Here is a 25,348-nt window from a genome sequence, read left to right on the forward strand (position 1 = left end):
AACGTAACTTCGCTGGCCCTCCAGCATGACGAACGAAGGGATCCACTACCGTGAACCTGACCGGGAGCTCAATCGTGGCCGGCCGTGACCTCCAGGGCGAGGGACAGGCATGGCGCGCTGTCGCGGCCGCGACAGGCGAACTCATCGGCCCACAAATGCACGATGCCTCGCCAGAGCAGGTCGCGCAGGCGACGAGGTTGTCCGCGTCGGTAGCCCGTGAATACCGCGCCTTCCCGCCACACCGGCGAGCCGCCTTCCTCGACACCTGCGCCAAGGAGATCGAAGCGCTCGGCGACGACCTCATCGACCGTGCAGCGCTCGAGTCGGGACTGCCGCCGCAACGCCTCGTCGGCGAACGAGGGCGATCCTGCGGACAGCTGCGCATGTTTGCCGACCTCGTCCGGAGCGGAGACTCACTCGGTGTCCGCGTTGATCCCGCGCTGCCTGACCGCATGCCTTTTCCTCGAGCTGACCTTCGTCTGCGTAAGGTGCCCATCGGCCCAGTGGCGGTCTTCGGGGCGAGCAACTTCCCGCTGGCGTTCTCCGTCGCCGGCGGCGACACCGCTTCAGCCCTTGCGGCAGGCTGCCCAGTGGTCGTCAAGGCACACCCAGCCCATCCAGGGACCAGCGAACTTGTCGCGCGTGCCATCACACGTGCCGCCGAGAGCACCGGAATGCCGGCCGCAGTCTTCTCACTGCTGATCGGGCGCAGCACAGCCGTCGGACAAGCACTCGTGCGCGACCCGCGGATCGCGGCCGTCGGTTTCACCGGCTCCCGAGCCGGTGGACTCGCACTGGTAGAAGCCGCCAACGCCCGGCCCGTGCCCATCCCCGTCTACGCTGAGATGTCATCTGTCAACCCTGTCATCGTGCTCGAGGGTGCACTGGGCGATCCGCAGTCGGTCGCTGACACATACCTGGCGTCTCTCACTAACGGATCCGGGCAGTTCTGTACTAATCCCGGCCTCCTCCTACTGCCGACAGGCGAGAAGGGAGACGCCTTCTGTGACGCGGTGGCGAACACGCTGACTCGCACCGAAGGACAGGTCATGCTTACCCCCGGGATCGCTCACGCCTTCGCTGCTGGGGTGCAGCGGTGGATGACTATCGACGGAGTCCACGTTGCAGCTCGAGGAGTACCCGGCCCAGGCCCCTACGCGCCCGCTCCTGTCGTTCTGACCTGCGACGCTGCTACCTACACGGCCCAAGAAGACCTTACAACCGAAGTCTTCGGCGCCGCCGGACTCATCGTGCGCTGGCGAGACGTCCAAGAGCTCACAGCGTTGATGGAGCACATGGAAGGACAGCTGACAGCGACGCTGCATGGAAGTGAGATCGACCTGGCGACAGCCGAACAGCTGCTGCCCGCTCTGGAGGAACGAGCAGGAAGGATCCTGTGGGGCGGCTGGCCGACCGGGGTCGAGGTAAGCCATGCCATGGTGCACGGCGGTCCGTGGCCCGCGACATCCACGCCCAGCACGACAAGCGTCGGGACCATGGCAGTGGAACGATGGCTCCGACCGGTCTGCTATCAAGGCTTCCCCGATGCGCTTCTCCCTCAAGAACTGCGCACGAGTAACCCACTCGGAGTTGCCCGGTACTTCGACGGCCAACTCGTCCCCCGAACCCAGCTGAGCTAGGCGGAGCGTGACTGTGACGTCGACCCAAGCGCAGAGGGACTAGGCGTGGCGGACATGTCAGGTAGTAATGAGTTGACCCAATGCCTGGCTCGCAACGTCAAGCATTGGCGCACCCAACGCAACCTCACCATCGACGCGCTCGCAGCCCGGGCGCGTGTAAGCCGCGGCATGATCATTCAAGTTGAACAGGCTCGTACTAATCCCAGCATCGGTACAGTCGTCAAGCTCAGCGAAGCCCTCGGCGTCGGCCTCACTGTCCTGCTCAACACTACGCAGAGGCCCTTGGTCCGTATCGTCCCCTCCGAGCAGGCCGTACAGCTATGGCAGAGCACAGTAGGTAGCTACAGTCGCCTCCTCGCAGGCGTCCAGGCTCCCGGACTCCTGGAGATGTGGAGCTGGTGGCTGATGCCCGGCGACAGCAGCCCCTCAGGCCTGCAACCCGCGGGCGCGACCAGCCTCATCCACGTTATCTCTGGCGATCTGACCCTTACCGTCGACGGCACCCTATTTCAAGTCCCCGCTGGGGCCAGCGCCTTCCTTGCAGCCAACGCACCCCATACCTACAGCAATGATGGCGACATCCCGACGAGTCTGGTGATTGCCATCTCCGTTCATGAGTGACGCCACCCTCCGTCAGTTGGACGGCCTTTCGATAGTGCCACTCGCGTCAGGATGAGGGTGTGGTGTGCGCCCGGCTTAACGTCGGATGATGCCGAGAGCAGTGGCTGCGGCGACGGCGGCGGTGCGGGAATCGACGTCGAGTTTGGCGTAAATGCGGGTCAGGTGGGACTTGATGGTGCCTTCGGTCAGGTGGAGGCGTACGCCGATGGCCTGGTTGGATAGCCCGTCGGCGACCAGGGTGAGAACTTCGGTCTCGCGCCGGGTCAGGGCGGTGTTTGGGGTGCGTAGCCGGTCCATCAGCCGGTCGGCGACGGTGGGTGCGAGTGCGGTGCGGCCGGCTGCTGCAGTACGTACGGCGGCGGCCAGGGCCTCGGGCGGGGCGTCCTTGAGGAGATAGCCGGTGGCGCCGGCTTCGATGGCAGGCAGGGTATCGGCGTCGGAGTCATAGGTGGTGACGATCAGCACGCGGGGGGCGCCCGGGCGGGCGGTGATCTGGGCAGTGGCCTCGGCGCCGCCCATGCCTTTGCCGAACTGCAGGTCCATCAGGACGACGTCGATGTCACCCCCAGCGGCGCGGGTGACCGCGTCCTCGGCGGTGGCGGCTTCGGCCATGACGACCAGGCCGGGTTCGGTTTCCAGCACAGCGCGCAGTCCGGCCCGCACGACAGGATGGTCATCGGCCAGGAGCAGGCGGATGGGTGCGTCGACGGTCACAAGCGGGCCTCGAGCTCGGTGTCGGCTGGCGGGGTGAGGGGCAGCTGGACGGTCAGGGCGGTGCCATGGCCGGGGGCGGATTCGATGGAGAGGGTACCGCCGAGGGCCTGGGCGCGAGCGCGCATGGCGGCCAGCTCGAAGCCGCCGGTCTCGGGGTCGGGGGAGGGCAGGCGGACGGGATCGAAGCCGCAGCCGTTGTCAAGGATGGCGAGGACGACGTGGCCGCCGCCGGAGCTAAGGGTGACGTCGGCGACGGTGGCTTCGGCATGCTGGACGGTGTTAGCCAAGGCGGACTGGGCGATGCGCAGCAGCGCGACCTCGTGCGCGGTGGTGAACTGAGCGGGAGCGCCGGTGAGGTGGAAGCGGGCGATGAGCCGGTGCCGTGCGGAAATGGTGGTGCACAGACGTTCCAGGGCGCCCGCCAGGGTGGTGCCTTCTAGGGCGGGCGGGGTGAGGGCGGCGACGAAGCGGCGGGCCTCGGCGAGGTTGTCGACGGCGGCCTGGCGTGCCTGATCGATGTAGCGGGTCGCGATTTCGGGGGCGCGGGGCAGGGCGCGTTCGGCGGCGCGCAGCAGCAGCTGGATGCTGGAGAGGCCCTGGGCGAGGGTGTCATGGATTTCGCGGGCCAGGCGGTCGCGTTCGGCGAGCACGCCGGCGGTGTGCTGGGCGGCGGCCAGATCGGCGCGGGTGGCGGTGAGTTCCTCGATGAGCCGTCGGCGGTGTTCGCTCTCCCGGTACAGGGCCTGATATCCCCACACCACAGCGACGGCGACGGCGGCGCCGAGGGCTGGGCCGATGGCCATGGCGGGGCCAAAGGAGGATTGGTGGGCGGCGAAGCCGACGATGGCGGCGGCAGCGGTGGTGAACACGGCCACCAGTCCGGTGCGGCGGGACAGAAGGTGCAGCTGGAGGAAGTACAACGGGAAGGCCATCCACACTGCGTCGGGGGTCAAAGCCAGCAGCATCAGCCAGCAGGCTCCCACGGTAGTCAGCCACAGTGCGGCGGTCCGCCGCGAGCCGCGTACGCCAGGCAGCACGGGGCCGGCCGCGTACACCAGGCCACACAACACCGAGGCAGTAATGATCCACCCGGTGTGGGGCCGCTCGCCGGTCACAGCGCGGCCGGCGGCCAAGGCGAGCAGTCCGACGATCAGCAGGTGCAGGCACCAAGCCAGGGCCCGGGTAGTCGGCGTCAGGGCAGGGACGGCAGAGTTCACAGTGCGTCCCAGGTTACGAAAGCAGATGCCGGTAGGGCCTCCATCGAAAGTTAGAACCGGTGTGCCGCCTTTAGGCCCGCCAAGTGACGTCTTGCGCTAGACGCGTACCCAGGGGCCGGCGACGAGGGTGGAGCCATACCCGCTTCCACCGCCGGAAAGGACAGGCCAGGGCAGTGTTCGTCGCCTGGAAAGACCTGAAGTTCGCCAAAGGACGCTTCGCCCTGATCGGGACCGTCATCGTGCTGATCACCCTGTTGGTCGGCCTGCTGTCCGGGCTGACGGCCGGACTGGGGCAGCAGAACATCTCCGCAATCACGTCCCTGCCCGCCGACAGGATCGCCTTCCAGGCTCCCAGCGGCGGACAGGACCCGTCGTACTCCAACTCCACTGTCACTCAACGGCAGTGGAAGAAGTGGTCGAAGGCGCCCGGTGTCGAAAGCGCCGAGCCGCTGGGGATCACCACAACCAAGGCCACCGCGGGAGACAAGAGCACCGGAGTCTCGGCCTTCGGCGTCGAACCAGGCTCCCGCCTCGCCCCGGCCAGGAACAAGATCACCAACAGCGCGGTGATCCTGTCCACCGCGGCCGCCGACGACCTCGGCGTCAAGGCCGGCGACTCCCTCACCCTGGCAGGCCGACACCTGAAGGTGGCCGCCGTCGCCGGAGATGCCCACTACAGCCACACACCTGTGATCTGGATCAGCCTGGACACCTGGCAGAAGACCGCGCCGCCCACCGGCACTGACGACGGCCCGACCGCGACCGTCATCGCCCTGAACACCACCTCCAGCGCCGATACGGCCGCCACCGACCACCAAGCCGGCACCAGGACCATCTCCACCGACGACTCCCTGTCCGCGATCGGCTCCTATACCTCCGAGAACGGCTCCTTGCAGCTGATGCGCGGCTTCCTGTTCGCGATCTCCGCCCTCGTCATCGGCGCCTTCTTCACCGTCTGGACCATCCAGCGCAGCGGCGACGTTGCCGTACTCAAGGCCCTGGGTGCCTCCACGGCCAGCCTGCTCAAAGACGCACTCGGCCAGGCAGTCGTCCTGCTCGCCGGCGGCACGATGATCGGCACCGGCATCGCCGCAGCCCTGGGTGCACTTCTAGCCGGCTCCGCCGTGCCGTTCCTCCTCACTCCCGCCACTGTCCTGATGCCAGCAGTCGTGATCGTCCTCCTCGGCGCGCTCGGCGCCGGCCTGTCCATCCGACGCATCACCTCCGTCGACCCGCTGGCCGCTCTGGGGAGCGCCCGATGAGCCTGACCCTGACTGACATCACCCTCACCTACCCCGATGGCGACACCCGTCTGACTGCGCTCGACCAGGTCAGCCTGGAGGTCCCCCAGGGCAGCCTGACCGCCGTGGTGGGCCCCTCCGGCTCCGGCAAGTCCAGCCTCCTCGCGGTTGCAGCCACCCTGATCACCCCCGACACCGGCACCGTCGCCATCGACGGCCAGAGCACCACCGGCCTGACCCGCGGCGAGCTGGCGGAACTGCGCCGCCACAAGATCGGCATCGTCTTCCAGCAGCCCAACCTGCTGCCTTCTCTCACCGCCGCCGAACAACTCCAGGTCATGGCACAGCTCGACGGCCGCAAACCCCGCAGGGTACGCGACCGTGCGATGGAACTTCTCCGCGCCGTCGGCCTCGCTGCCCAGGCCGGCCGCCGTCCCCATCAGCTCTCCGGCGGCCAGCGCCAGCGCGTCAACATCGCCCGCGCGCTGATGAACGACCCCACCGTCCTCTTGGTCGACGAACCCACCAGCGCTCTCGACCACGAACGCGGCGCCGTCGTCCTCGACCTCATCACCCGCCTAACCCACGAAAAGGCCACCGCCACGATCCTGGTCACCCACGACCGCACCCACCTCACCGCCGTCGACCAGATCGCCGAAGTCCACGACGGATGCCTAGGCCTCCCGGCCAAGACCCGGTGAGGGTTGGCTTGCACGAGCTAATGGGCTGAGCGACCGCATGCGACGAGCATTCCGCAGGTTCTGAGAGCCGGGGTGCCAGCACGGACCGATGATCCCCAGCGCCTGGTCCCCAGGCGGTGGGGGCCTGCGTCGTGGAAGGCCGCGGGTTACGTCTCCGTCGCCGTGGTGGAGTGGGCCAGGCACTGGACCAAACCGCTGTGCGGCTCCATCTGGGCGGCACATGCAGGCCGTGCTGTGGACGGCCTGACCGATGCCCGAGTGTCAGCGGTCACGCAATTCATCGAGCTCGGCCGCCTGAGTCTCTCGAGATTCCCCACTCTCACGGTCACAATTTACTATGAGGACGGCGGACGCAGACGGTGTGGTGACGTGTCGACGTCAGTTCTAACGTTCCGAGGAGGAGTATGGATTGTCTGTCTCCTCGACTTCGTCCGGGAGCCCTATGGGCATACCAGTGGGCGACGTTCCGTGCCCTCCGCCGGCAGGAGTGTGCTTGATGAGTTCGCGCGGGCAATCGGGCGGAGCCGCGAGCGAGAGGCTGGAGCGCGTAGCCGCTGTCCGCCGCGAGCTCACCCAGCACGGACCGCCGCGGCGTCCCCAAAATGCCCCAGACTTCGCCACGGTCACCTTGCCGCAGCGCGACTGCGATCAGGTACGTGACATCTTGGTAGACGAGCGGGCCGAGACGGTCGTCGAGATCGGTCTCGCCTATGCCGGTTCTGCGCTGGCGATCAGCGAGGCGCTGCTGCACACCGGCTCCCGCTGCCCGCGGCACGTGGTGATCGACCCGTTCCAGCACACGGCGTACGACGGTGTGGGATGGGAACTGCTGTGCAGTGCCGGCCTGGAGGGCATCGTCCAGCTGGTCACCGAACCGTCGCAGCGGTACCTCGCCCGGTTGGCCGACGCGGGTTTCGCGACGGACGCGGCGTTCGTCGACGGCAGCCACCACTTCCACAACGTGTTCGTCGACCTCCATTTCCTGGGCGAGATCGTCCGGCCGGGCGGCGTCGTCCTGCTCGACGACGTCGGGTGGCCATCGGTCGGCGCTGCCGTAGCGTACTTCGAGGCCAACCTGGGGTGGCGTTCGATGCCGGGTGCCCTGGCCTACGGAACCACCGACCCGGCCGGCAGCCGGCCGCGAATGGGCGCCTACCGGCTGCCCGATCCTCGACCGACCCCGGACTTCAAGACCTTTCGACCATTCTGCTGATCGCGCTGGGGCTCGCGAGGCCCACCCAAAGAGGGCTATCGCGCAGCAGTCAGAGCGGTGGCACCGCGCTGACTTATGCGTCGGTGCGCTGTCCGTTGATCGTCGTTGTCACCCGCAATGAAGAGATCACGATCACCTGCCTGGCCGGCACTCCATCCCAGGCATCTTCCTTTGCTGCGCCCGGTGTTTCATACAAGACCGATTAGAGGTCGTCTTCATCTTTCTCGCCTGGTTATTAGGCGATTCTTTGGGTGATGGATGGTGGTGCTGGCGAGGTCTTGGAGGCCGTCGATACCTGCGGTTCAGGGGATCTTGCTGACGGGGCGGAAAGGGCCGCAATCCCGTTGCATCCTAGGATGCCCGGTCCTCATTGTTGTGCACCTCGAGCGCCGATTCGGCGCGACTGGGCGCACTCGATCCCGAGCAGTACGCCGGAAGCATGTCGAAGCGACGCCCGTGTTCGAGTGATCTGTCCAATGCCTGCTGGGAGTTGATTGAGCCGGTCTTGGCCGCTTAGCCTTTCGAGCGCCGCGGCCGAGCCCTGGACTTCGGCCGGCCGCCGTAACACGACCTGCGCGATATCATGGACGCGATCTTGTACGTGGACCGCACCGAGGTTCACTGGCGCTACCTTCCGCACGACTTCCCCCACTGAAACGCGGTCTACGGCTACTTCGCCAGGTGGCAGCAGGAAGGAGTAAACACGCAGCTCAACGGCCTGCTGAGGCAACTCTTACGGCAGAGGCGAAGACCGAGATGCCGAACCGTCGGCCTGCCTGATCGACGCGCAGTGCGTGGAAACCTCCACCAGCGTGCTCGCCTCCGGCCAGAGCATCGCCGACGGGAAGAAGATGGCCGGGCGGAAGCGGAGCATCGTCACCGACACGACGGGTCTTCTCCTTGCCGTGCTGGTCACCGCGGCGAGCATGGAGGACTCCATCGTCGGCACCCAGCTCCTGGACTGGGTCGCCACGGAACATCCGCACGTCCGCAAGATATGGATCGACGACGGCTACCGCCAACACCTCGTTGGGCACGCCGCCAGCCTCGGCATCGACATGGAAATCACTCGCCGCAAGCCCGGTACGAGGGACTTCACATCCCGAAGCGGTGGGGGGTCGAGCGGATCTGCGGCTGAATCATGCTCCACCGCCGCCTGGTCCGCGACTACGAAACCCGGCCCGCCCGTTCCGAAACCATGATCCACACATTGCGATGACAGACTTCGTGACCCGCCGCCTCACCAGCAAGAACACCATCTCCTGGCGCGACCCGACACCGCATTTCAGGATGAAACAACAGGAGAAAACAACCTCTGACGTGCTGCCCACCCTGGAATCCCCGATGTCAGCGGGTGTAGTAGCGCACCGACGTGAGCGATAGCGTCAAGACATGAATATCGAGCGCACTGCGAGCCACTTGTCCATCACAGCGCTGACGACTCTTGCCGGTCTCCATGTCGCGTGGGGACTGGGTTCGTCCTGGCCGTTGCCTGACCGAGAGAGCTTCTCGGACGCAGTGGTCGGACGTCCGAAGGCGCCCGGTCCGAAGGCGTGCTATGCGGTGGCGTGCGCACTGGGCAGCGCGGCCCTACTCGTCGCGGGACGGCCGAAGCATCGTCCGGCTCTGTCTCAGTTGGGCACCGCCGGGGTGGCGGGTGTGCTCGCTCTGCGCGGCATAGCCGGACTGTCGGGGCACACCGATCTGCTGTCCCCGGGATCGACTTCAACCCGCTTCCGACGCCTTGACCGGCTCGCCTACTCACCACTGTGTCTCGCGCTCTCGGCTTCTACGGCAATTGCTGCCATACGACGCAACAACCAGATGCGCTCCACCGAGCACGCCATGAGGTGGCGGCTTTGCCAAGGGACTTCAGCGCCAGCTCCAACAACGCGGCGCCCGTGATGAAGGCGGCGGGGTCCACAACTCCAGCGTCCGCTACGACTACGCCGGGTAGATCGTCGGAGCGTTCCAGGGGCGCGCCGTGTTCACCGGGGCCCGGGTAGAACTCACTGGCTGGCCAGGCGAGGGCCTTGCCCGGCCATTCACCAGGCTCGAGGCGCACCCGAAGCGCCACGGCGACATACGTCCCGAACGCCGCCCGAGCCTCCTGTCCATCCAAGCCCGGGCGGGCGCTGCCGTATTGAGACCCGCACTGCACCCCCTTTTCCGCGGAGCCCATCCTGTGGGGCAGTGAGTGTGGTGGGCCCCTCGCCGGGAGCCCTGGGCAGGACCAGCAGTTCGGCGTTCGCTGGCGCCTTTCCTGCTCCTCATAGGCGCCCCAGCCGGGCACCTGCGATGCTCAGCCCTCCAGGGCCGCCGTGGTCCCGGGCGGAACGCGGCTCCTGTCAGACCTTCACCGCGGTGTTCTCGGCTTCTACCTCGGGGGCCTGCTTGCCTTCACTGCCCGCAGGCTCGTCCCGAGCGGGAGCGGGCGGCGTACCCGCGTCGACGTACGCGGTGTACATCGCGCTGCCCTGCTGGCGTGACTTCTCGGCGAGGTTCTTCTTGACGAGAGTCTCCAGGCTGTTGCGCACCATCTGGATGGACGTCGCCCGAGTGGGATGGGCCTGCAAGAGCTGGTCGGTAACCTCACGAGCCATGCACGGTTGTCCGGGGGTCTTCAGGAGGATGCCCTGGACGAGCTCCCACAGCGGCGGCCCCGACTTCTCGCCGATAGTTGTCTGCTTCGCCGGCGTCTCGGCGCTGGTGTCCTCCGGGGCCGACTTCTTTGCAGCGGTCTTCTTTGCTGCCGCCTTCTTGGCTAGCGCCTGCCGAGCCGGAACCGGCTCATCTGCCGTCTTCTTGGTGGTGGTCTTCTTTTTGGCTGCCGTCTTCTTGGTGGGCTGCTTGGCCTGTGCCGCCTTCTCCGACTGGTCGTGCCGCGGCTGCGGAACGGTATGGGGCGTACGGGTGGCGGCCTCGGCCAGAGCGGAGGCCTCGCGCTGTTCGGCCGGGGTCGCCGACGGCGCCTCGGTCGCCCCAGGGTCGGGTTCGGCGACCGCAGCGCTCAGAGCGAGTACGGTGGGCAGACTGTCCTGTGCCTGGGTCAACCACGCTGCGTCCGCGCAGAGTTGCTCAAGGCGTGCTTGGAGGGCGGCGATCTGGCCGGTGACCTCCTCCTGCTCCTTGTGGTTGTTCACAAGGTCGTTAGCGAATCGCTGTGCGTATGCGTTCTGGATGGGCGTCGTTTCGGGCGCGTCGGCCACGGCAGCACACTCCTTGTACCAAATTTGTTGTTGCCGGATGTTACTCATCATGAGGGGGCGGCGGTTGCGCTCTCGCACGATCGCCACCCTTGCGAGCGGTGGTGAAGACCGTATTCGCGGCCCGGTCTCCACAAGCAGCGACGAGAGACCGGATGCCTGGTGGCTTCCCCTGCGGGCCGGTGATGCGGACAGGCCGACGTTGGACAGGGCAGTGGGGCAGACCGGCCAGTCGCCGAAGCCCACACAAAATAGCCATCACCTGGGCATAGGCTCGGTGCTAGGTGGACGGCGTGGCAGCCGCCATCCTGCCCCCGCTAGACCTGCCTTCCTCCCACCACAGCAACGGGACCATCGTCTCCCTGGTGCGCGTGCGGAACGCCATGACCGTCGACCGGGTAGCGGCCGCCGTTGCCGCGCACGACCCCCGCGAGAACGAGGCCTTCCCCGTTGGCCGACCCGCGCTGCCCCCCGGGGGTAAGGTCCCGGGCATGCACCCGGTCACCCGCTCCAGCGCACGCCTTGCCCTGAGGGAACTCGCGGCCGCGGACGTTGATGCGGTACTCGCCATCTACGGCAGCCCAGCAGCCACGGAACATCTGTCGTTCGAACCCCGCGACCGCGAGCAGGTCGAGCAGATCGTGGCCCGGTCGGTTGCGGCCGCGACGGCAACACCGCGCACGGACAACGCCTTGGCCGTCATCGGGCAGACGACCGCCGAGTTGATCGGGTTCGGCCGGCTGGCCCTCGATCCCCACCAGCAGCGCGGGGCGCCCTTCAGCGCCGCGGCGCAGACACGGGGCGTCGAAAGGTGAGGGTCCAGGCGTCGATCTTGCCCGTATCGGAGGCGGCGTTGTCGTTGACGCGGAGCCTCCAGGTGCCGTTCGCAACCTCCGAAGAGGCGTTCACGGTATAGGTCTGGGCGATGTTGTCGGCGCTGCCGCCGGAGCGGTTGTGTAGCGTGTAGACGGTGCCGTCCGGCGCCACCAGGTCGACCTTCAGGTCACCGATGTAGGTGTGCTTGATGTCCACACCAACCTTGAGGGTGGCAGGGGCGTTGCCGCTCACGCCGGTGACAGTGATCGGGCTCTCCACGGTGGCGCTGTCGTTAACGGCGAAGTCCGCGAGGTTCTCGAAGTACGCGCCGGGCGGCGGGGTGGTCCCGACGGCCTTGAGGGCGTCGACCTGTCCTTCGCCGAAGAACGAGTTGTTCGCCGTAGTGCCCGTGCAGCGGTTGTCCGAGGGGCAGGCGATGTCGTTGGCCTGGGCGGCCAGCCTGGCGCGGAGCTGCGCCGGAGTGATGCCCGGCTCGGCGCTGGCGATGAGTGCTGCCACGCCGACCACGTGCGGGGTGGCCATTGAGGTGCCGCTCTTGCTGCCGTAGCCGCCGCCGGGGACGGTGGAGTACACGTTGCTGCCAGGCGCCGCGACGTCGATGACGCCCTGCCCGTAGTTGGAGAACGAGGCCTTGGTGACGCCCGTGCCGTTAGCTGCGACCGTGACTACGCCCGGCAGTTCGGTCGGGATGTCGAGGCAGGCGTTGGTGATGGTGCGGGTGACCGGCGTCGAGTCGTTCGGGCTCGCAGAGTCGGTCGTCTTGTGGGCGAGGTCGTAGTTCTCGTTGCCCGCCGCGGCGATCTGGAGGGAGCCCTTGCTCTTGGCGTATTCCTGGGCGCGCTTGACGCCCTCGATGATGGCGGCCTGGTCGATGTTGTCGGGGCAGTTGAACTGCCAGGGGTCCGTGTAATAGCTGTTGTTGGTGACCTTGAAGCCGTGGTCACCTGCCCAGACGAAGCCGCAGATGGTGTTCTCGGCGAAAAAGAAGGAGTTGCCTGGTTCGGCGACCCGGACTGCGGCGATCTTCACCCCGGGGGCCACGCCGACGACGCCTTTGCCGTTCTTGGCCGCGGCGACGGTGCCCGCCACGTGGCTGCCGTGCGTGTCGACGTCGCGCCAGGCGCCGGCACGGGTGTCCGGCTTGCCGTAGGCGCAGGAGACCGAGTCGGCTGCGTCGAAGTTAGGCGCCAGGTCCTGGTGCCGGTCGTCCACACCGGTGTCCAGGATGCCGACCTTGACGGAGGGGGAGCCCGGATTCACGGCCCAGGCCTGGTCGGCCTTGATCTGGCTCACATCGGCCCGTACGGATTCCCCGGCCGGGGTAGAGGCCTGGGCCGGATCGGCTGGGAGCGCCGGGTTGTAGGCATCGGCTGGGACGTCCGAGGTGCGCGTGGCGCCGACCTGCTGCACGCCGGGGACGCTGCGCAGGGTAGTGGCGAACCCGCTGGAGGCCGAGTGGGCGACGATCACGCCGATGGCGTCGTAGGCGGAGAAGACGGTGCCGCCGTTGGCCGCGATCGCAGAGCGGACCGCAGAGCTGTCACCGGGGGCGGTGATCACGAGGTAGGCACGCGTACCGGCCACCCAGGCTGCACTCGTACTCGCAGCGCTCCGGGACGCCGGAGAGGCGGCCGCAGTGGGGGCCTTGGCGGCCGGCGCGGCGGGGAGTGTGCCCGCGAGGGCGCCCGGGGCGCCGAACGTGAGGACGGCGCCGAGCGTGGCCGTCAGCACCAGCGTGCGTCTGGGGCGGCCGGATATGGGGGGTGTCAATGCGTCCTCCGGAAATGGCCCCGCCGCGCTGAGTGCACGGGCGGGGCTGTACGACCCGCACCACCGCTGATCCCTGCCCCCGGCTCCCGACGGCCGCAAGGTCCGCGTCAGCGAGTACCCCGACGGCAACATCCGGTTCCGTGTAGATGGCCTGCCCTACGTCCTTACCGAGACGTACCTCAGCGGCGACCCGGCGACGGACAAAGCGATCGTGGAGCGTTCCCCTGGCAGGCAGGGCAGCAACGCGGCGTATAACTACGTGGACGAGCTGGAGAAGAAGAACCGAAGTTGAACGCATGGCGTGTCCCCGCCCACTGGCAGGATGCTCCGGCAGCGGAACCGGGGCTTTTCACTTAGCCGCTCGCTGGTTCGCGTGCCGGGACGGCGGGGTTTGAGGTCATGGCGGCGATGGTCCGGGCCTGCTGCCGGACGTGCCGTTGGCGGCTGATTGACTCGCCCGTTGAGGTAGAGGATCCCGGCGCGTGCGATGGCCGCCGGGTTCGCCGCCGCGATGCCCTCGCTGACCGGGCTCGCCGACAAGATCCCCGGCTGGCGTGAACATGGTGCCAGCGCCACACGTATGCCCACACCCCACAGCCCCCGGCGAACACCGGGGGCTGCCGCACGTCCCGGAGGGGGTGAGAGCATGTGACCCACCAGCTCTACACCGGCGCCCAGGCCGCCGAGATGGCCACCCAGTGGCGCCGCGCCCACAGCGCCGGCGCGGCCGCCGTCACCCGCCTCGCCATCTGCAACTGGGTCGCGCGCGGCCACCTCCACGTCGCAGGCCTCGACGAACACGGCCGCCCCCTCTACACCCTCGCCGACATCGCCCGCGCCGAGAAAGCGACCCGCAGCCGCGCCCTGCGCCTGGCCGGCATCGGCACCCGCTGACACCTGCCGCCCGGGCCGTACGCGTGAGGGCCGCTGTACGGGACAGCGCCCGGGCGGCAGGCGCAAACCCTTCAGCTCCCCGGCCGAGGCCGCGAGAACCTCTCCTGTGCATCCCTAACGAAGGCATCCAGATCGGAAATATAGCCAGCCATCTGTGAAGTGAACTGCCTGTGCAGGCTCCAGGCACGACGACCACGTGCCCGCGCAACGCAGTAGGCCTGCAAGACCTCGAGCACATCGAGGAGTTGCACCCGCACCGCAGTGGCCGCATTGGCATACGTCCGAGCAGTCCGCAGCCGCAGAGCGTTCTCCCTGACGACCAGTTCCCTCACGCACTCCATCAGAGCCGCGTATGCCTCCTCACGCGTACCGCCCCCGTGAGGCGACAGTCGACGCAGCTCACGCCTCGACGCCTCGAACTTCGCGACGACCGTCCCGATCTGCATCCGAGCCGCGTTGAACTGATCGATCAGCGCCGCGAACGCATCAAGTTCCGCCTGCCATACGGCGTCCTCACGCTGGCCCGACAGCTGCAACCTGACACCGTCCACAGTGGCCCTGCCCTGCGCCCGCCCAGCGAAGTACCCACCGAACGCCCCGATCGAAGTGCCGATCACACCGATCCCTGCAGCCCATACGGCCGCGTCCCCTTGGTCCTTGACCGGATTCTGTCAGGCCGTCACAAGCCCGTCACACGACCGCACAGACCGCTTACCAGGCAGCGCCCGGACACCGAGCACCACCCCAGGAACGCCATGGAACTGCACAAGGCCCTCGTCCACCTCACTGGGCCAACCGGCACGATCGCTGTCGACGGCACGCGCCTCAAGGGAGTACGCGATGTCACTATCCGCGGTGGCCTCGACCAGGACGGCCCGGCCACGCTCACTGTAGACCTCGCCCTGGACCTGGCCGTTGTCGACGGCCAGGTCGTCACGCAGGTCCCCGAGGACACCGCAGCGGCCCTCGTCGCCCTCGGCTGGTCCCAGCCCGCCTGAGCGGTCACAGAACGGCCACATCGCGCTCACGTACTGCGCACCCCGCGCGATGATGCCCGCTCAGCACCAGCACTCCCTGGGGGACCGTGAACACCCGCACCACCTCCTGTGCCGCCCTGCTCGCGCTCACCGCAGCCCTCACCGCCTGCAGCACCGATGGCGAGCCCAAGACGATCCGCGTCACCGTCACTCAGACCGTTACGGCATCGCCGGCCACCGAGACAGAGAAGGCCGACGAGCTGCTCAAGCTCGGCACCAAAGCAGACGTCACCGACGACACCACACCCGGCCTCCGTGCCAACGTGCAAGCCCTGAGCTACACCCAACCTGTCACCAACATCGAGGCGCCCACCGACACACAGGGCGGAGACATATGGGCCGCCGCTGACGTCAAGGTGTGCAACGCCGGCACCGTCGACTTCTCGGCGTCAGCCAGTTCCCCTGGCACCTCACCTACGCCGACGGAACGAACATCGAAGTCACCGGCTCTACAGGGGGCGACATGCCCAAGCCCGAATTCCCTATGGACCGCACCATCCGCTCCGGCAACTGCGCACGCGGCAAAATCGCGTTCCCCGTGCCCAGCAGCAAGCGCCCCGAGCGGCTCGTCTACGAGCCCGAAGGCGCCGCGCCCGTCGAGTGGGCCATCCCGCAGGCCTGACCAAGCAGGTAGCGACCGTGGCCGATAGCCCCCGCAACGGGCGCTCCCTCCGATCACGGAACGGACACACCCCGGCACACACCAGGCACTCCGCGCGATGATGCCCCTTAACACCAGCACATCATGGGGGGACCATGAACACCCGCACTGCGGCCTGTACCGCCCTGCTCGCCCTCGTCACCGCCGTCGGCCTCACCGCTTGCGGCAGCAGCGACGATGCAACGACCTCCAGCCCCACGCCGAGCACCACCCAGCCCGGGCTCACGGACGAGCAGAAGGCCCAGGCCCGCGAGGCCGCCGGCCTGCCGCCCACGCCTCAGCCCGCCGACTGGAAGGCGTACATCAACGCCCTCGACGCCATCGATCCTGACATCGTTCACGGCAAGGAAGACAAGGCCGTCAGCCGCGGCATCGACACCTGCAGCACCTACAAGCGCTACCCAGACGATAAGGCCCAGCAGGTGAAGACCACCCGCATGCGCTTCACGTCGCCCACGCACCCCGAGGGCCGCGACGCCCCCACGGCGCAGAAGATCCTCGACGCAGCGCACAAGCACATCTGCCCCACTTACTGAGCATCCAGCTCACACCGGCCCGGACCGCCCAGCGTGGCCGGGCCTCGCCATGTTCGGAGGTGACCGTGGCGACGGGGCGAGACGAACTCACCAGCTACGAGTACCGCCAGCTGCGCGCCCGCATCCTGCGCGAGAGCGACGTGTGCATCGTCTGCGGCCACGGTGGCTTCGTTCACTTCAAGCGGCAGCGTTTGTTCGCCGGTCCGGACGGCAGTTGAGACGCTGCGGGCCCGCAGATGTTCATGAGAAAGTTGTGGGTTCTGGCACAGATCTTGGGGAGCGATGGCGGAGCGTTACCTCGGTGTTCGATTGCGAGGAGTCTGGCTCGTGTGAGACGGCGTACGCCTTGGCGTCTGACAGCCAGAAGTGACGCTCCCTCAGGTTTATTCCGTTCGCTGCTCTGGTCGGCTGTGGACGGTGATGGTGCTGGTCATGCAGATCAATGCGCCGTTCTGGGACTCGCTGGTGTTCGGCGGGATCGACGAGGTGGAGGTCGAGGCGGTTGCGGCCGTGTTCGGCACGGTCGAGGTGGTGGCGAGAGGCCGCGGGGCCGCGGCGGCGTGTCCGGACTGCGGCTACTTCTCGGACCGGGTCCACGACCGTTACCAGCGCAGGCTGAAGGACCTTCCGCTCGCTGAGCAGGGCTTTGTGATCCGGCTGACGGTCCGGCGCTTCATCTGCGGGTCGGTGGCCTGCCCGCGTCGGACGTTCGCCGAGCCGTTCTCCCGACTGGCTGCCCCGTACGCACGGTTCACGGCTCGGCTCAACCGTGCCTTGGAGCGAGTGGCACTCGCACTGGCCGGGCGGGCCGGCGCCCGCCTGGCGGCCCAGCTGGGATTCGGCGCGGGAAGAATGACCTTGTTACGCAGGGTGATGGCACTGCCTGATCCACAGTTCAGCACACCGCGCGTGCTGGGCGTGGACGACTTCGCGATCCGTCGCGGCCAGACCTACTCCACCGTCTTGACCAGCGTCGAAGACCATCGCGTGGTCGACGTGCTCCCGACTCGCGAGGCCGGACCGCTGACCGCCTGGTTAATCCGCCACCCGGGCGTGGAGATCATCTGCCGGGACCGGGCGGGCGCCTACGCCGAGGGCGCTCGCCGCGGTGCCCCCGGCGCTCTGCAGGTCGCCGACCGGTTCCATCTGTGGCAGGGCCTCGGCCGCGCTGTGGAGACCTGCGTAGCCGCCCACCGTGACTGCCTGCGCACCCCGATGCCCAGCGGCCTCCTGCCGCAGGACACCCGACCAGCTTCCGATCGGCCGCAGAGCGACGTGGAGCCCCTCGGCCGGCGGGCCGAGCGCAAGAAGGCCGCACACGCCCTGGTACACGAGATGCTCGCCCAGGGTCGCTCACGCCGGGCGATCGCCCGGCACCTGGGCTGGGGCCTCAACACCGTCCTCCGGTACGCGAACGCCGCACACTGGCAGGACACCATCCGCGACAACCGGCCCCGGCCCAGCAGGCTCGACCCCTACAAGCCCTACCTCGAACGACGATTCGCGGAGGGATGCACCAGCGTCACCCAACTCCACGGCGAGCTGGTCGCCGAGCAAGCTCCCGTCACCTACGGCATGGTCCGCGCCCACATCGCCACCTTGCGCGAGGCTCCATCCGCCGCACCGCCGCGGCCACCGACGGTACGGCAGGTGACCGGCTGGCTGACCCGCCACCCCACCGCCCTGAGCGAGCAGGACCGCGTCAGCCTGAAGGACCTCCTGACCCGCTGTCCCGAACTGGATACGGCCGCCGGACACGTCCGCGACTTCGGCGAGATACTCACCGGCCGCCTCGGCTCCACGCTCCCGGCCTGGATCGACGCAGTCGACGCCAGCCAGCTGCCCGGGCTCACTGGCTTTGCACTCCACCTGCTCCGAGACCTCGACGCCGTGACCGCCGGCCTCACCCTGGACTGGAGCTCGGGCAGCATCGAAGGCGCCGTGAACCGCATCAAAAAGATCAAGAGACAGCTCTATGGCCGAGCCGAATTCCAACTCCTACGCAAGATGATCTTGCTTCAGTAGTGCGTCGCCCGGGTGCCGGCTCGCCGCTTCCCAGCCAGGAGATCAGAGTTCGGTCGTCCAGATCCCGGCAGGATGGTCACTCGGAGGCAGCCACAACTGAGGCTGTGACTCGCGATGCCTCTCGCCAGCCTGCTCATCCCAGTGGAAACGGCCCTCGGCGTCAGGCCACGCGACTTGCAGCACGGGGAGAGGCGGCCGCTAGAACCCGATGGCCTGCCCGAAGAAGGTCCGGTACCAACCGCGATCAACCTGCCTGAGCGCGACTCGATGGCCGGCGACAACATCAGGATGGCTCTGGCCGGCCGCCAGCGTTTCACCCGCGGCGGACTTCTCTCCGAGCGTGTTGAGCATGCGGTGCATGACGTGGACATCGAGCCCGAACATGGCGAGTTCAGGTCCGCCGTGAGTGTGCGCGAGGCCGACCGTGTAGGCGAATGCAGGGCCGATCTCGTCTTCGGGAACCATCACGACGTGCCATCCGTGCTGCTGCACATGCTCGATGACCGTCAGATCCATGCGGTCCGCTTCGTCCCGGTCGCCGTAGTCATGGCAGAGGACGCAGCGGCACTGGAACGGATCATTAGTCATGTGCGGAGGGTACGAGGTGAGCGTTCACGTCGAGCAACCAGGGTTCGTACCCCTCTCAATCGAACAACTCCGTTACCCTCCGCAATGGCTCCCCAAGATCTGTGCCAGAACCCACAACCCGTGAATAAAGCCAGCCACGGCGCCTCCGACGCCGTCGACCACATCCACCCCGTCAGCCGAGGCGGCGCGCGCAAGGACCCCGACAACCTCGCCCCGATCCACGGCGTCGACGGCTGCCCCGTCTGCCTCTGCCGCTGCAACAGCGAGAAGAGCGACCGGCCGCTCGCTGACGTCGTCCAGCTGCACACCAGCGTCGACTGGTTTGCTGGCCCGTGAAGGATGACGCCTTGGAAGTCGGCCCCATCGCCTACCCGCAGCCCAGCGGGCAGGGCCCTGCGCACAGCGACCCAGCTTCCCAAGCGTGGACCCTCGACCACAACGTTCACGTCTTCGCACAGACCGAGTCGCGGCCCTGCGGCCTCACCGCCGAGGGCGAGCGCTGGCTGGAACGCCGGCAGACCGGCAAGGTCATGGTCGTGTGCAGCTGCGGCTACAGCAGCGGCCGCATCGACCACACCGAGCTGAAGGCCACCATGGCCGGCCTGGCGGCCGAGCACGCGCCCCAAGGCGAACGCGAGGCACAAGGCTGTAAGGAACCTTCCATGCCCCCGCCCCCGGACGAGCTGCGCGCCGCCGGCATCGAGGCGCACCTGCAGCGCCTGGTCGCCGACTTCGAACGCTCCCTGTCGTGGCACGGCCGCCTGGCCTGACGCCTGGCTGGCTGGATCGCACGGATGCGGGGCTGACTCGTGGTGCACCTCGGCCCCCTCAGCGACGCGGACCTCGTGGCCCACGACCTCACAGACGCCCTCGCTAACTGCGACCTGGTCGCCTGCACGCCGAGCTGCCCTCGGCCCTGGCGCCGACGCCGCTGGCAGGCACCTCGCACCTGGACCTGCCCCGGCTGCCGCACCCGGTGGGCAGTCGAGGGCCGCACATGGGTCGAGGTCCTCAGCCCCTCGCAGATCCGCTGCCTGAAAGCCGAGCTCGCACTGACGTGACGTGGTGACCGGGATGTCTCGAGCGGAGCCCACGTTTGCCCGCCCGCGAGGCATCTACCGGAGCGGCTCCGAAACTCGGGAGCCCGCACGCCAGTCACAAGCCTCTGAACTGCGCTTTTGCGCAACCCGCTCGCGAGCTCCACGTCAGTCGGACCGTGCGGCAGGCGCCCGGCCGCGACACCCCTGACGCCACGCGGGCAGGCAAGCCGCTGACCTGCGACGATGCAGCGGACTGCGCAAAAGCGCAGGTCAGAGATGTGCGAGCAGGTCGAGCGGACGTGATCCGGCCGAGGGCGTCCGCGATTTTTAGAGATCGGACATATCGCAACCCCGCGCCCAGCTGTTTTTCTCTCTCCCCGGGCCGGCCAGGCACCCGCCGTGATCGCGGGCCGGCCCCCGGCGTACAGAGGAGGCGATCATGGCGGCTCGGGCCATCCAGATTGGCGAGTGCGGCAAGCACGTCGCGGCCGCCGTCGCCCGGCACCGCCAGCGCCGCGGCTGGGACCAGGCGTACGTCGCCGCCCGCATCACCGACGCCGGCCGTGCCATGAGCAGCTCGGTCTTCGGCAAGATCGAGTCGGGCTCGACCGGCGTGCCCGCGGTGGACACGATCGTCGTGTGGTGCGTGGCCGGCACCGCGCTGGCGGGGATCCTGGTGATGCTGTGGCGGCTGGTGCGCGGTATGCGGCGCGTCGTGATGCGTGTGGACGACTTCGTCGATGACTGGCAGGAGGTGGGGTCGAGGCCGGGGGTGGCCGCACGGCCGGCGGTCATGGCGCGGCTGGACGCGATCGAGTCCCGGCTGACGAGCGTCGAGCACGAGGTGCGCCCCAACTCGGGCTCCTCGCTGCGGGATGCGGTGGACCGTGTCGACCGCCGCACCGCACAGCTGACAGAGGATTAGAAAGTGGCCCCCTGTACGGCCCGGTGACGGGCCGTACAGGGGGCCACTGTTGCGTGTCTCGGGATCCCGTGATCTATCGGCGTATCGTTCGATGCGGTGCAGGCGTGGAACGATACATACAGGGTGGGGTATGGAGATCACGACCGACGTCCGCAGCAGCGGGGTTTACGTCATCGGCACGGTCGGCATGCACCGCTGGACGAACAGCGACGGCACGTGGCGGGCGCACGGCGTACACCTCGCGCTCATGGACGGCCCCCAACGCCTCGCGGTCTGCGCACTGGAGATCGCCGGCACACTGGCCGCCGAGGAGCTGGGCGCGGCACAGGCCGAAGCGATCGAACCCTGGGCGGCCACAGTGCGCTGCCTCGCCATCGCGGCGCAACTGCGCCAGAGTCTCGACACCGCGCGCGGGCTGCTCACCAAGGCCGAGCTCGCCCGCGGTTGCGGCGACCCGGTGGACGAAGGCATAGCACAGGAGCTGTTCACCATGGCCACCGCCAGTGAACTCGAGGAGGCCGGCTCGGGCAGCGACTACAAGCTGGCGCCGCTGGCCCAGCTGATCGCACACCGTCTTGAGCGACTGGTGGGCGCGGAGCTGCGCAAGGCCCTGGCGCTCGCACCCGACCCGGGCCGGGCTCCGGTGCATTCGGCATGGGCACTTCCCGGCTGGCCCGGGACGCCGCGAGCCAGCCTGGTACAGACACTGGCGCGGGGACTGCTCGAGGGATGGGCGGACGTACGGGACCTGCGTGACCCGCTGGTGACGTGGGCCGTCCACGACGCCGGGCTGACCAGGACCGAGGTGCAGCAGACCACGAGCGTGTCACGCACCACGATCAACCGGCTCCTGGAACGCTGACCCCGTCGGGCATCAAGGGCCGCCGCTGTTGCGCCCGCCGGTTGCCGGGGGCGGCCGTTACGCTCGATGCACCGCCCCCGGGGCCTGACACTCGGGGGCGGCTTGCTGTCACAGGCAGGAGGCACAGTGGAGTATCGCGTGACCTGCCGAGTGCTACCCGGTGGCGTAGGCCCGGCCGACTACGGGCTCAGCATCGCCGGCGTGAAGGACGCCCTGCGCAACCTGCTCGACGGAGCCGAACCCGTCGCCGTCCGCATCATCGACTGAGATCCTCGGCCCTGTCCGGCCGCCTCTGTCTACTGCAGGGCCTCGATGGCCCGCAGGATCAGCGCGCGGGACTCGGCTCCGTACACGGCTGCGGCGCGGAGCTGCTCGAAGGACTGCAGGTACAGGGCGATCTCGGAGGGCTGTGTGATCCGTATTCGGGCGGAGACGAGTTCGATGCTGACCAGGCGGTCGTCGTAGACGTGGAAGGTTTCCCGTGGCCACTGCTCCCGCGCAGCGGTGGCCATAGGGATGACGCCGAGGGAGACCTGAGGCAGGGCGCCGGCGGTGAGAAGGAAGCCGAGCTGGGCAGCCATAGCGTCGGCGTCGCAGACCCGGTAGTGCAGGGCCGCTTCCTCTATGACGAACACGAACCGGCGGCCGGCTTCGTGGATGATGCGGCTGCGCTCGACACGGGCTCTTGCTGCATCCGCGCTGTCGTCCACCGGGAGGTCGTGGAAGCGGGCGCTGATCTCGAGGACTCCAGCGGCGTATCCCTCAGTCTGGAGGAGGCCGGGTACGAGGGAGGCGGAGTAGACGCGAAAGAGCGTGGTGTCTTGGAAGAGGTGTGGGTCCTTGCCCTGCAGCGCCTTGAGGCCGGCCCGCATGTGAGTCCGCCACTCCGTGTACATGGACTCGGCGTCGCGGGACTGGGCAATGATGTCATCGGCCTGGGCGTCAGCACGGCATGCGCTGCACCACCGGCGGATGTCGTCCGGCGTCGGTGGGGTGCGGGCGTTCTCGAGCCGCGAGGTCTTGGGGTGGGTCCAGCCGCACCGTCTGGCCAGCTCGGTCCCGGTCAGCCCTGCGTCCGCGCGCAGGTCGCGCAGGCGCCGCGCGACGCGTTCGCGTGCGGCTTGGGCTGAGGAGGACGGGGACGTTGCCATGTGGTGCGGCTGGGCCTTTCATCTCGCTACTGGGTCTTGTACTCGTCGTGAGGGATGGCCCGGGCCCAGACGGCTTCGAACGCCGTCGCGCAGAGGCGTGCCACCGCATGGTCGTCGCTGACCTCCCCCGGGGCGCTCGCCCCCTCACCGGTGAAGTGGTTCCACCGGATCAGGCGTCCGTCGATCAGCCAGAAGTCGTTGCCCGGCAGGGCGATGTCGGAGGCCTGTCTGCGCGGCAGCCATCGCACCTCTTCCCCTGCGGCGACGTTCACCACCGTGCCCGTGTGTTCGTAGCGCACATAGTCGCTGACCGGTTCGGACACGATGCGGGCCCGGCGAACCCGTACCCCGCGCGCCACGGTCCGGCGGACGAGGGCTACCCACGGCCGCCAGTGCGGGGACTGCGGATCGGTGTCGGCCCGGCCGGTCTCCAGCCAGGCCCGGAAGTCGTCGGTCTCGCCGGCGACCCTGTAGGTGTCCCGCATCTCGAGGTGGACTGCGGACTCGCGGGCGCCGTCCAGCAGCTCATCCCAACTTGGCACGCTCAAGGACATCGCACGCCTCCCTCAGAATCCCTGCCATGCGCGCCGGTACCCGCACCACCTGCTCGTGAGCGGGGATCCCGATGGCGTGCCCGGGCGTCTCCAACGAGGCGCACTCTGCCTCGGTCGAAGTGTCCGGCTTCCACCCCTGGATGACCAGCTCACCCCGGCCTTCGTCGACCCAGACAGTCGGGCTCTCACCCTGTCCACTGTTCGGGTCGATGCCGATGAACCGTAATGACATGGCTACCTCCAACGCTTCGCCTGTGCACGGATGTACATACGGTCGCCTCGCCGACACAGCGAGTCAAGAACGAAAATCCGGCAACCACCAGCACGGCCCAACCTTCGTGAACATCTATGAACATCACTGGAAGTGCTGCACATCACACTCTTAGTGTCAGAGGGAGCAAGGACCCCGGCGAGGCGGTCACACCTCCCGGGGGTTGGCCAACGCCCCAGGAGCGCCGACATGCAGGACCGTACCTCGCCCGGCGCCATGACCATCCGGGTCTACACCGTCGACCGCCGCGGCACAGTCACCAGCGACGCCGGCACACGCTCAGTGAAACCCGCCACCAACGCCGCGCCGCCTCTGCGGCAGGACACCTACTACCCGCCGTGCAAGTGCCACCTTCACCGCGGGGAGGCGGCCAGATGACCACACCCCGCACCCCCGCTCCCGCACCGGCCGAGACCCCACCGGGCGTGAGCGTCCACCCCGGAGCCTACCGGCGGCTGGCCACCGAACACTGGCTCCTGTCAACGCTCCCCACCAGCCAGGCACGCGCCAAGGCCCGCTGCCAGTGGTCGGAGCACGGCCTGGCGATGCTCCCGCTCGGCGGTCTCATGTCCGCAGTGCGCATCCCCGCCGCCATGGTCCAGGCGCTCGCACGCAAGACCAGCCTGCCCGCCACCGACACCTTCCTCGCCCACGCCCTCAAGGGCGGCCCCGTCATCTGCGCCATGCACGGCGGCCGCCGCTACTACGTCCTCGTCCCGGGCCGCGTCCCGCAGACCCGGCACGACCTGGTCGCGCAGTGGGCACGCCAGGACATCGAATGCCTCGGCCGCGGCGCCTACCTCGGCGTGCCACCCCCCGACCAGGACCACTACGCCCCCGCGACGCAGGCCTCGTACTGGTCGGTACCCATGGAGTCCGCCGGCGCCCTGTGCCTGCCGCGCACCGTCGCCCAGTTCATCAGCGCCGGCGGGCACGCACTCGGCCAGCCGGGGGTGGAATCCGGTGCGTGACTGGCGTAAGTGGGCGTACCTCGCTGTCCTGGTCCCACTCGCGGGCGCGCTGACCTGGGGCATCGTCAACTCCGGACAGTCCTACCGGACATGACGTCTCAGCGAGCCGCCCGCCAGGCGGGCCCCTTCATAGCCACCCTGCCCATCTGCCTCCCCCACTGAGGCAGATGGGCAGGGTCCCACCAGGTCCTACAGGAAGCGGACTGCGGCGCTGAAGCCTGAGGCCTCACCGCGGTAGATGGCGATGAGCGAGTCCTTGCCCCGCCACCAGGTGTCAGCGAGTCCCTGGACCTCTGGTACCGGCTCAAACCCATTGAGGTTCAGGTCCTCGACGGCGCTGCCGCTGATCTTCGTGATGGTCTTGGCCCAGTAGCCCGCGTGGCTGGCCAGCGCCAGAGCTTCCACCCACCCCTCCGTACTGGCGTGCAGCGGCGTGCAGCGGTCAGCGTCGATCCCGAACTCACCTCCTGACCCGATCATGAATCCGTGGGCCATGGAGACGCGACAGCTGCCGGCCGGGAACCGCCAGCCGCACGCGACCGAGCCCTCGGGGGCATCGGCTTCCAAAACGCGCGGGCCGCCCTCGTACTCGGGGGCCGGGGGCACAGCGAGACCGCCCCAGCGCTCCTGGAAGGCGACAGCCCGGTCAATCTTCGGCAGCCGGTACCCCTTG

Annotated in this window: 30 protein-coding genes and 1 pseudogene; 21 read left to right on the forward strand and 10 right to left on the reverse strand. The window is 68.2% G+C overall.

The features are described from left to right. Window positions 1-50 precede the first annotated feature (50 nt). Window positions 51-1,640: an aldehyde dehydrogenase (NADP(+)) gene (locus E4U91_RS36370; protein ID WP_137311309.1), complete on the forward strand. Its 1,590-nt coding sequence runs from the start codon at window positions 51-53 to the stop codon at window positions 1,638-1,640. Window positions 1,641-1,694: 54 nt separating this feature from the next. Then, window positions 1,695-2,261: a helix-turn-helix domain-containing protein gene (locus E4U91_RS36375; protein WP_137311530.1), complete on the forward strand. Its 567-nt coding sequence runs from the start codon at window positions 1,695-1,697 to the stop codon at window positions 2,259-2,261. A gap of 75 nt (window positions 2,262-2,336) precedes the next feature. Here the strand turns inward: E4U91_RS36375 and E4U91_RS36380 are convergent, their stop codons facing one another. Both E4U91_RS36380 and E4U91_RS36385 read right to left on the reverse strand, forming a co-directional pair. Continuing rightward, on the reverse strand, window positions 2,337-2,975 hold the full coding sequence (locus E4U91_RS36380; RefSeq protein ID WP_137311310.1) for a response regulator: 639 nt from the start codon (window positions 2,973-2,975) through the stop codon (window positions 2,337-2,339). After that, window positions 2,972-4,192, reverse strand: coding sequence for a sensor histidine kinase (locus E4U91_RS36385; RefSeq protein WP_137311311.1), 1,221 nt, complete (start codon window positions 4,190-4,192; stop codon window positions 2,972-2,974). Before E4U91_RS36385 ends, E4U91_RS36380 begins: the two co-directional genes overlap by 4 nt. A gap of 173 nt (window positions 4,193-4,365) precedes the next feature. Between E4U91_RS36385 and E4U91_RS36390 the strand changes: the two genes are divergently transcribed. The 5 genes and pseudogenes from E4U91_RS36390 (at window position 4,366) to E4U91_RS40005 (ending at window position 9,252) form a co-directional block, all read left to right on the forward strand. Next, entirely contained in the window at window positions 4,366-5,454 is a 1,089-nt protein-coding gene (locus E4U91_RS36390) for an ABC transporter permease (RefSeq protein WP_137311312.1), read from the forward strand. Next, a complete protein-coding gene (locus tag E4U91_RS36395) occupies window positions 5,451-6,134 on the forward strand; it encodes an ABC transporter ATP-binding protein (protein WP_137311313.1) in 684 nt (227 codons plus the stop codon). The genes E4U91_RS36390 and E4U91_RS36395 overlap by 4 nt, the downstream gene beginning before the upstream one ends. Window positions 6,135-6,630: 496 nt before the next feature. Next, window positions 6,631-7,347 (forward strand): class I SAM-dependent methyltransferase, encoded by a 717-nt coding sequence (locus E4U91_RS36400; protein ID WP_137311314.1) that lies wholly within the window; start codon window positions 6,631-6,633, stop codon window positions 7,345-7,347. 439 nt (window positions 7,348-7,786) lie between these two features. Then, window positions 7,787-8,622 (forward strand): annotated as a pseudogene (locus tag E4U91_RS36405) (IS5 family transposase); the annotation flags it as partial. 117 nt (window positions 8,623-8,739) lie between these two features. Further along, the gene (locus tag E4U91_RS40005) at window positions 8,740-9,252 is read left to right on the forward strand and encodes a DUF3995 domain-containing protein (protein ID WP_137311315.1); all 513 of its coding nucleotides are present in this window, start codon (window positions 8,740-8,742) and stop codon (window positions 9,250-9,252) included. A 443-nt stretch (window positions 9,253-9,695) separates the two neighbouring features. On the opposite strand, the gene E4U91_RS36415 is transcribed toward E4U91_RS40005, so the two are convergent. Further along, window positions 9,696-10,556, reverse strand: coding sequence for a hypothetical protein (locus tag E4U91_RS36415; RefSeq protein WP_137311316.1), 861 nt, complete (start codon window positions 10,554-10,556; stop codon window positions 9,696-9,698). 290 nt (window positions 10,557-10,846) lie between these two features. On the opposite strand from E4U91_RS36415, the gene E4U91_RS39415 reads away from it, so the two are divergent. Beyond that, window positions 10,847-11,368, forward strand: coding sequence for a hypothetical protein (locus E4U91_RS39415; protein ID WP_241678958.1), 522 nt, complete (start codon window positions 10,847-10,849; stop codon window positions 11,366-11,368). Here E4U91_RS39415 and E4U91_RS36425 read toward each other — a convergent pair. Beyond that, entirely contained in the window at window positions 11,331-13,121 is a 1,791-nt protein-coding gene (locus E4U91_RS36425; RefSeq protein WP_137311531.1) for a S8 family peptidase, read from the reverse strand. The two genes, E4U91_RS39415 and E4U91_RS36425, sit on opposite strands and share 38 nt — an antisense overlap. Before the next feature lie 687 nt (window positions 13,122-13,808). Here E4U91_RS36425 and E4U91_RS36435 point away from each other — a divergent pair. Continuing rightward, the gene (locus E4U91_RS36435) at window positions 13,809-14,054 is read left to right on the forward strand and encodes a MerR family transcriptional regulator (RefSeq protein WP_137311317.1); all 246 of its coding nucleotides are present in this window, start codon (window positions 13,809-13,811) and stop codon (window positions 14,052-14,054) included. 71 nt (window positions 14,055-14,125) lie between these two features. On the opposite strand, the gene E4U91_RS36440 is transcribed toward E4U91_RS36435, so the two are convergent. Beyond that, on the reverse strand, window positions 14,126-14,671 hold the full coding sequence (locus tag E4U91_RS36440) for a hypothetical protein (protein ID WP_137311318.1): 546 nt from the start codon (window positions 14,669-14,671) through the stop codon (window positions 14,126-14,128). Between the two features lie 138 nt (window positions 14,672-14,809). On the opposite strand from E4U91_RS36440, the gene E4U91_RS36445 reads away from it, so the two are divergent. From E4U91_RS36445 to E4U91_RS36465, 5 genes are all read left to right on the forward strand, one after another. Next, window positions 14,810-15,052, forward strand: coding sequence for a hypothetical protein (locus E4U91_RS36445; RefSeq protein ID WP_137311319.1), 243 nt, complete (start codon window positions 14,810-14,812; stop codon window positions 15,050-15,052). A gap of 502 nt (window positions 15,053-15,554) precedes the next feature. Next, a complete protein-coding gene (locus E4U91_RS39420) occupies window positions 15,555-15,713 on the forward strand; it encodes a DUF4352 domain-containing protein (RefSeq protein WP_241678959.1) in 159 nt (52 codons plus the stop codon). 134 nt (window positions 15,714-15,847) lie between these two features. Further along, window positions 15,848-16,288 carry a hypothetical protein gene (locus tag E4U91_RS36455; RefSeq protein ID WP_137311320.1) on the forward strand — a complete coding sequence of 147 codons (441 nt, stop codon included), beginning with the start codon at window positions 15,848-15,850 and terminating at the stop codon, window positions 16,286-16,288. 65 nt (window positions 16,289-16,353) lie between these two features. Continuing rightward, on the forward strand, window positions 16,354-16,506 hold the full coding sequence (locus tag E4U91_RS39425; RefSeq protein WP_241678960.1) for a hypothetical protein: 153 nt from the start codon (window positions 16,354-16,356) through the stop codon (window positions 16,504-16,506). A gap of 202 nt (window positions 16,507-16,708) precedes the next feature. Next, window positions 16,709-18,313, forward strand: coding sequence for an ISL3 family transposase (locus tag E4U91_RS36465; protein ID WP_241678995.1), 1,605 nt, complete (start codon window positions 16,709-16,711; stop codon window positions 18,311-18,313). A 198-nt stretch (window positions 18,314-18,511) separates the two neighbouring features. Here E4U91_RS36465 and E4U91_RS36470 read toward each other — a convergent pair whose 3' ends face one another. Beyond that, window positions 18,512-18,901: a DUF4262 domain-containing protein gene (locus tag E4U91_RS36470; protein ID WP_241678961.1), complete on the reverse strand. Its 390-nt coding sequence runs from the start codon at window positions 18,899-18,901 to the stop codon at window positions 18,512-18,514. 120 nt (window positions 18,902-19,021) lie between these two features. Here E4U91_RS36470 and E4U91_RS36475 point away from each other — a divergent pair, with 120 nt between their 5' ends. The 5 genes from E4U91_RS36475 (at window position 19,022) to E4U91_RS39710 (ending at window position 21,995) form a co-directional block, all read left to right on the forward strand. Further along, window positions 19,022-19,237, forward strand: coding sequence for an HNH endonuclease (locus tag E4U91_RS36475; protein WP_241678962.1), 216 nt, complete (start codon window positions 19,022-19,024; stop codon window positions 19,235-19,237). An 11-nt stretch (window positions 19,238-19,248) separates the two neighbouring features. Further along, entirely contained in the window at window positions 19,249-19,671 is a 423-nt protein-coding gene (locus tag E4U91_RS36480; protein WP_137311322.1) for a hypothetical protein, read from the forward strand. A gap of 709 nt (window positions 19,672-20,380) precedes the next feature. Further along, entirely contained in the window at window positions 20,381-20,866 is a 486-nt protein-coding gene (locus E4U91_RS36485; RefSeq protein WP_241678963.1) for a hypothetical protein, read from the forward strand. A 130-nt stretch (window positions 20,867-20,996) separates the two neighbouring features. Then, complete coding sequence (locus E4U91_RS36490) at window positions 20,997-21,728, forward strand: hypothetical protein (RefSeq protein WP_137311323.1); 732 nt, start codon at window positions 20,997-20,999, stop codon at window positions 21,726-21,728. A gap of 138 nt (window positions 21,729-21,866) precedes the next feature. Next, window positions 21,867-21,995, forward strand: a complete 129-nt coding sequence (locus E4U91_RS39710) for a hypothetical protein (RefSeq protein ID WP_277755379.1) — start codon at window positions 21,867-21,869, stop codon at window positions 21,993-21,995. Between the two features lie 29 nt (window positions 21,996-22,024). Here the strand turns inward: E4U91_RS39710 and E4U91_RS36495 are convergent, their stop codons facing one another. From E4U91_RS36495 to E4U91_RS39430, 3 genes are read right to left on the reverse strand one after another with little or no spacing between them, the layout of a single operon-like run. After that, a complete protein-coding gene (locus tag E4U91_RS36495) occupies window positions 22,025-22,879 on the reverse strand; it encodes a helix-turn-helix domain-containing protein (protein WP_137311324.1) in 855 nt (284 codons plus the stop codon). 26 nt (window positions 22,880-22,905) lie between these two features. After that, complete coding sequence (locus E4U91_RS36500) at window positions 22,906-23,433, reverse strand: DUF6879 family protein (RefSeq protein WP_137311325.1); 528 nt, start codon at window positions 23,431-23,433, stop codon at window positions 22,906-22,908. Then, window positions 23,405-23,665 carry a hypothetical protein gene (locus tag E4U91_RS39430; RefSeq protein ID WP_137311326.1) on the reverse strand — a complete coding sequence of 87 codons (261 nt, stop codon included), beginning with the start codon at window positions 23,663-23,665 and terminating at the stop codon, window positions 23,405-23,407. Before E4U91_RS39430 ends, E4U91_RS36500 begins: the two co-directional genes overlap by 29 nt. A 228-nt stretch (window positions 23,666-23,893) precedes the next feature. On the opposite strand from E4U91_RS39430, the gene E4U91_RS36510 reads away from it, so the two are divergent. Together E4U91_RS36510 and E4U91_RS36515 are read left to right on the forward strand one after the other, a co-directional pair. Beyond that, window positions 23,894-24,082 carry a hypothetical protein gene (locus tag E4U91_RS36510; protein ID WP_137311327.1) on the forward strand — a complete coding sequence of 63 codons (189 nt, stop codon included), beginning with the start codon at window positions 23,894-23,896 and terminating at the stop codon, window positions 24,080-24,082. Beyond that, complete coding sequence (locus E4U91_RS36515; RefSeq protein WP_137311328.1) at window positions 24,079-24,675, forward strand: hypothetical protein; 597 nt, start codon at window positions 24,079-24,081, stop codon at window positions 24,673-24,675. Before E4U91_RS36510 ends, E4U91_RS36515 begins: the two co-directional genes overlap by 4 nt. 189 nt (window positions 24,676-24,864) lie before the next feature. On the opposite strand, the gene E4U91_RS39850 is transcribed toward E4U91_RS36515, so the two are convergent. After that, entirely contained in the window at window positions 24,865-25,170 is a 306-nt protein-coding gene (locus tag E4U91_RS39850; RefSeq protein WP_338326712.1) for a hypothetical protein, read from the reverse strand. Window positions 25,171-25,348 lie beyond the last annotated feature (178 nt).

The sequence above is a fragment of the Streptomyces lasalocidi genome, from assembly GCF_005280215.1.
Lineage (GTDB): Bacteria > Actinomycetota > Actinomycetes > Streptomycetales > Streptomycetaceae > Streptomyces > Streptomyces longwoodensis.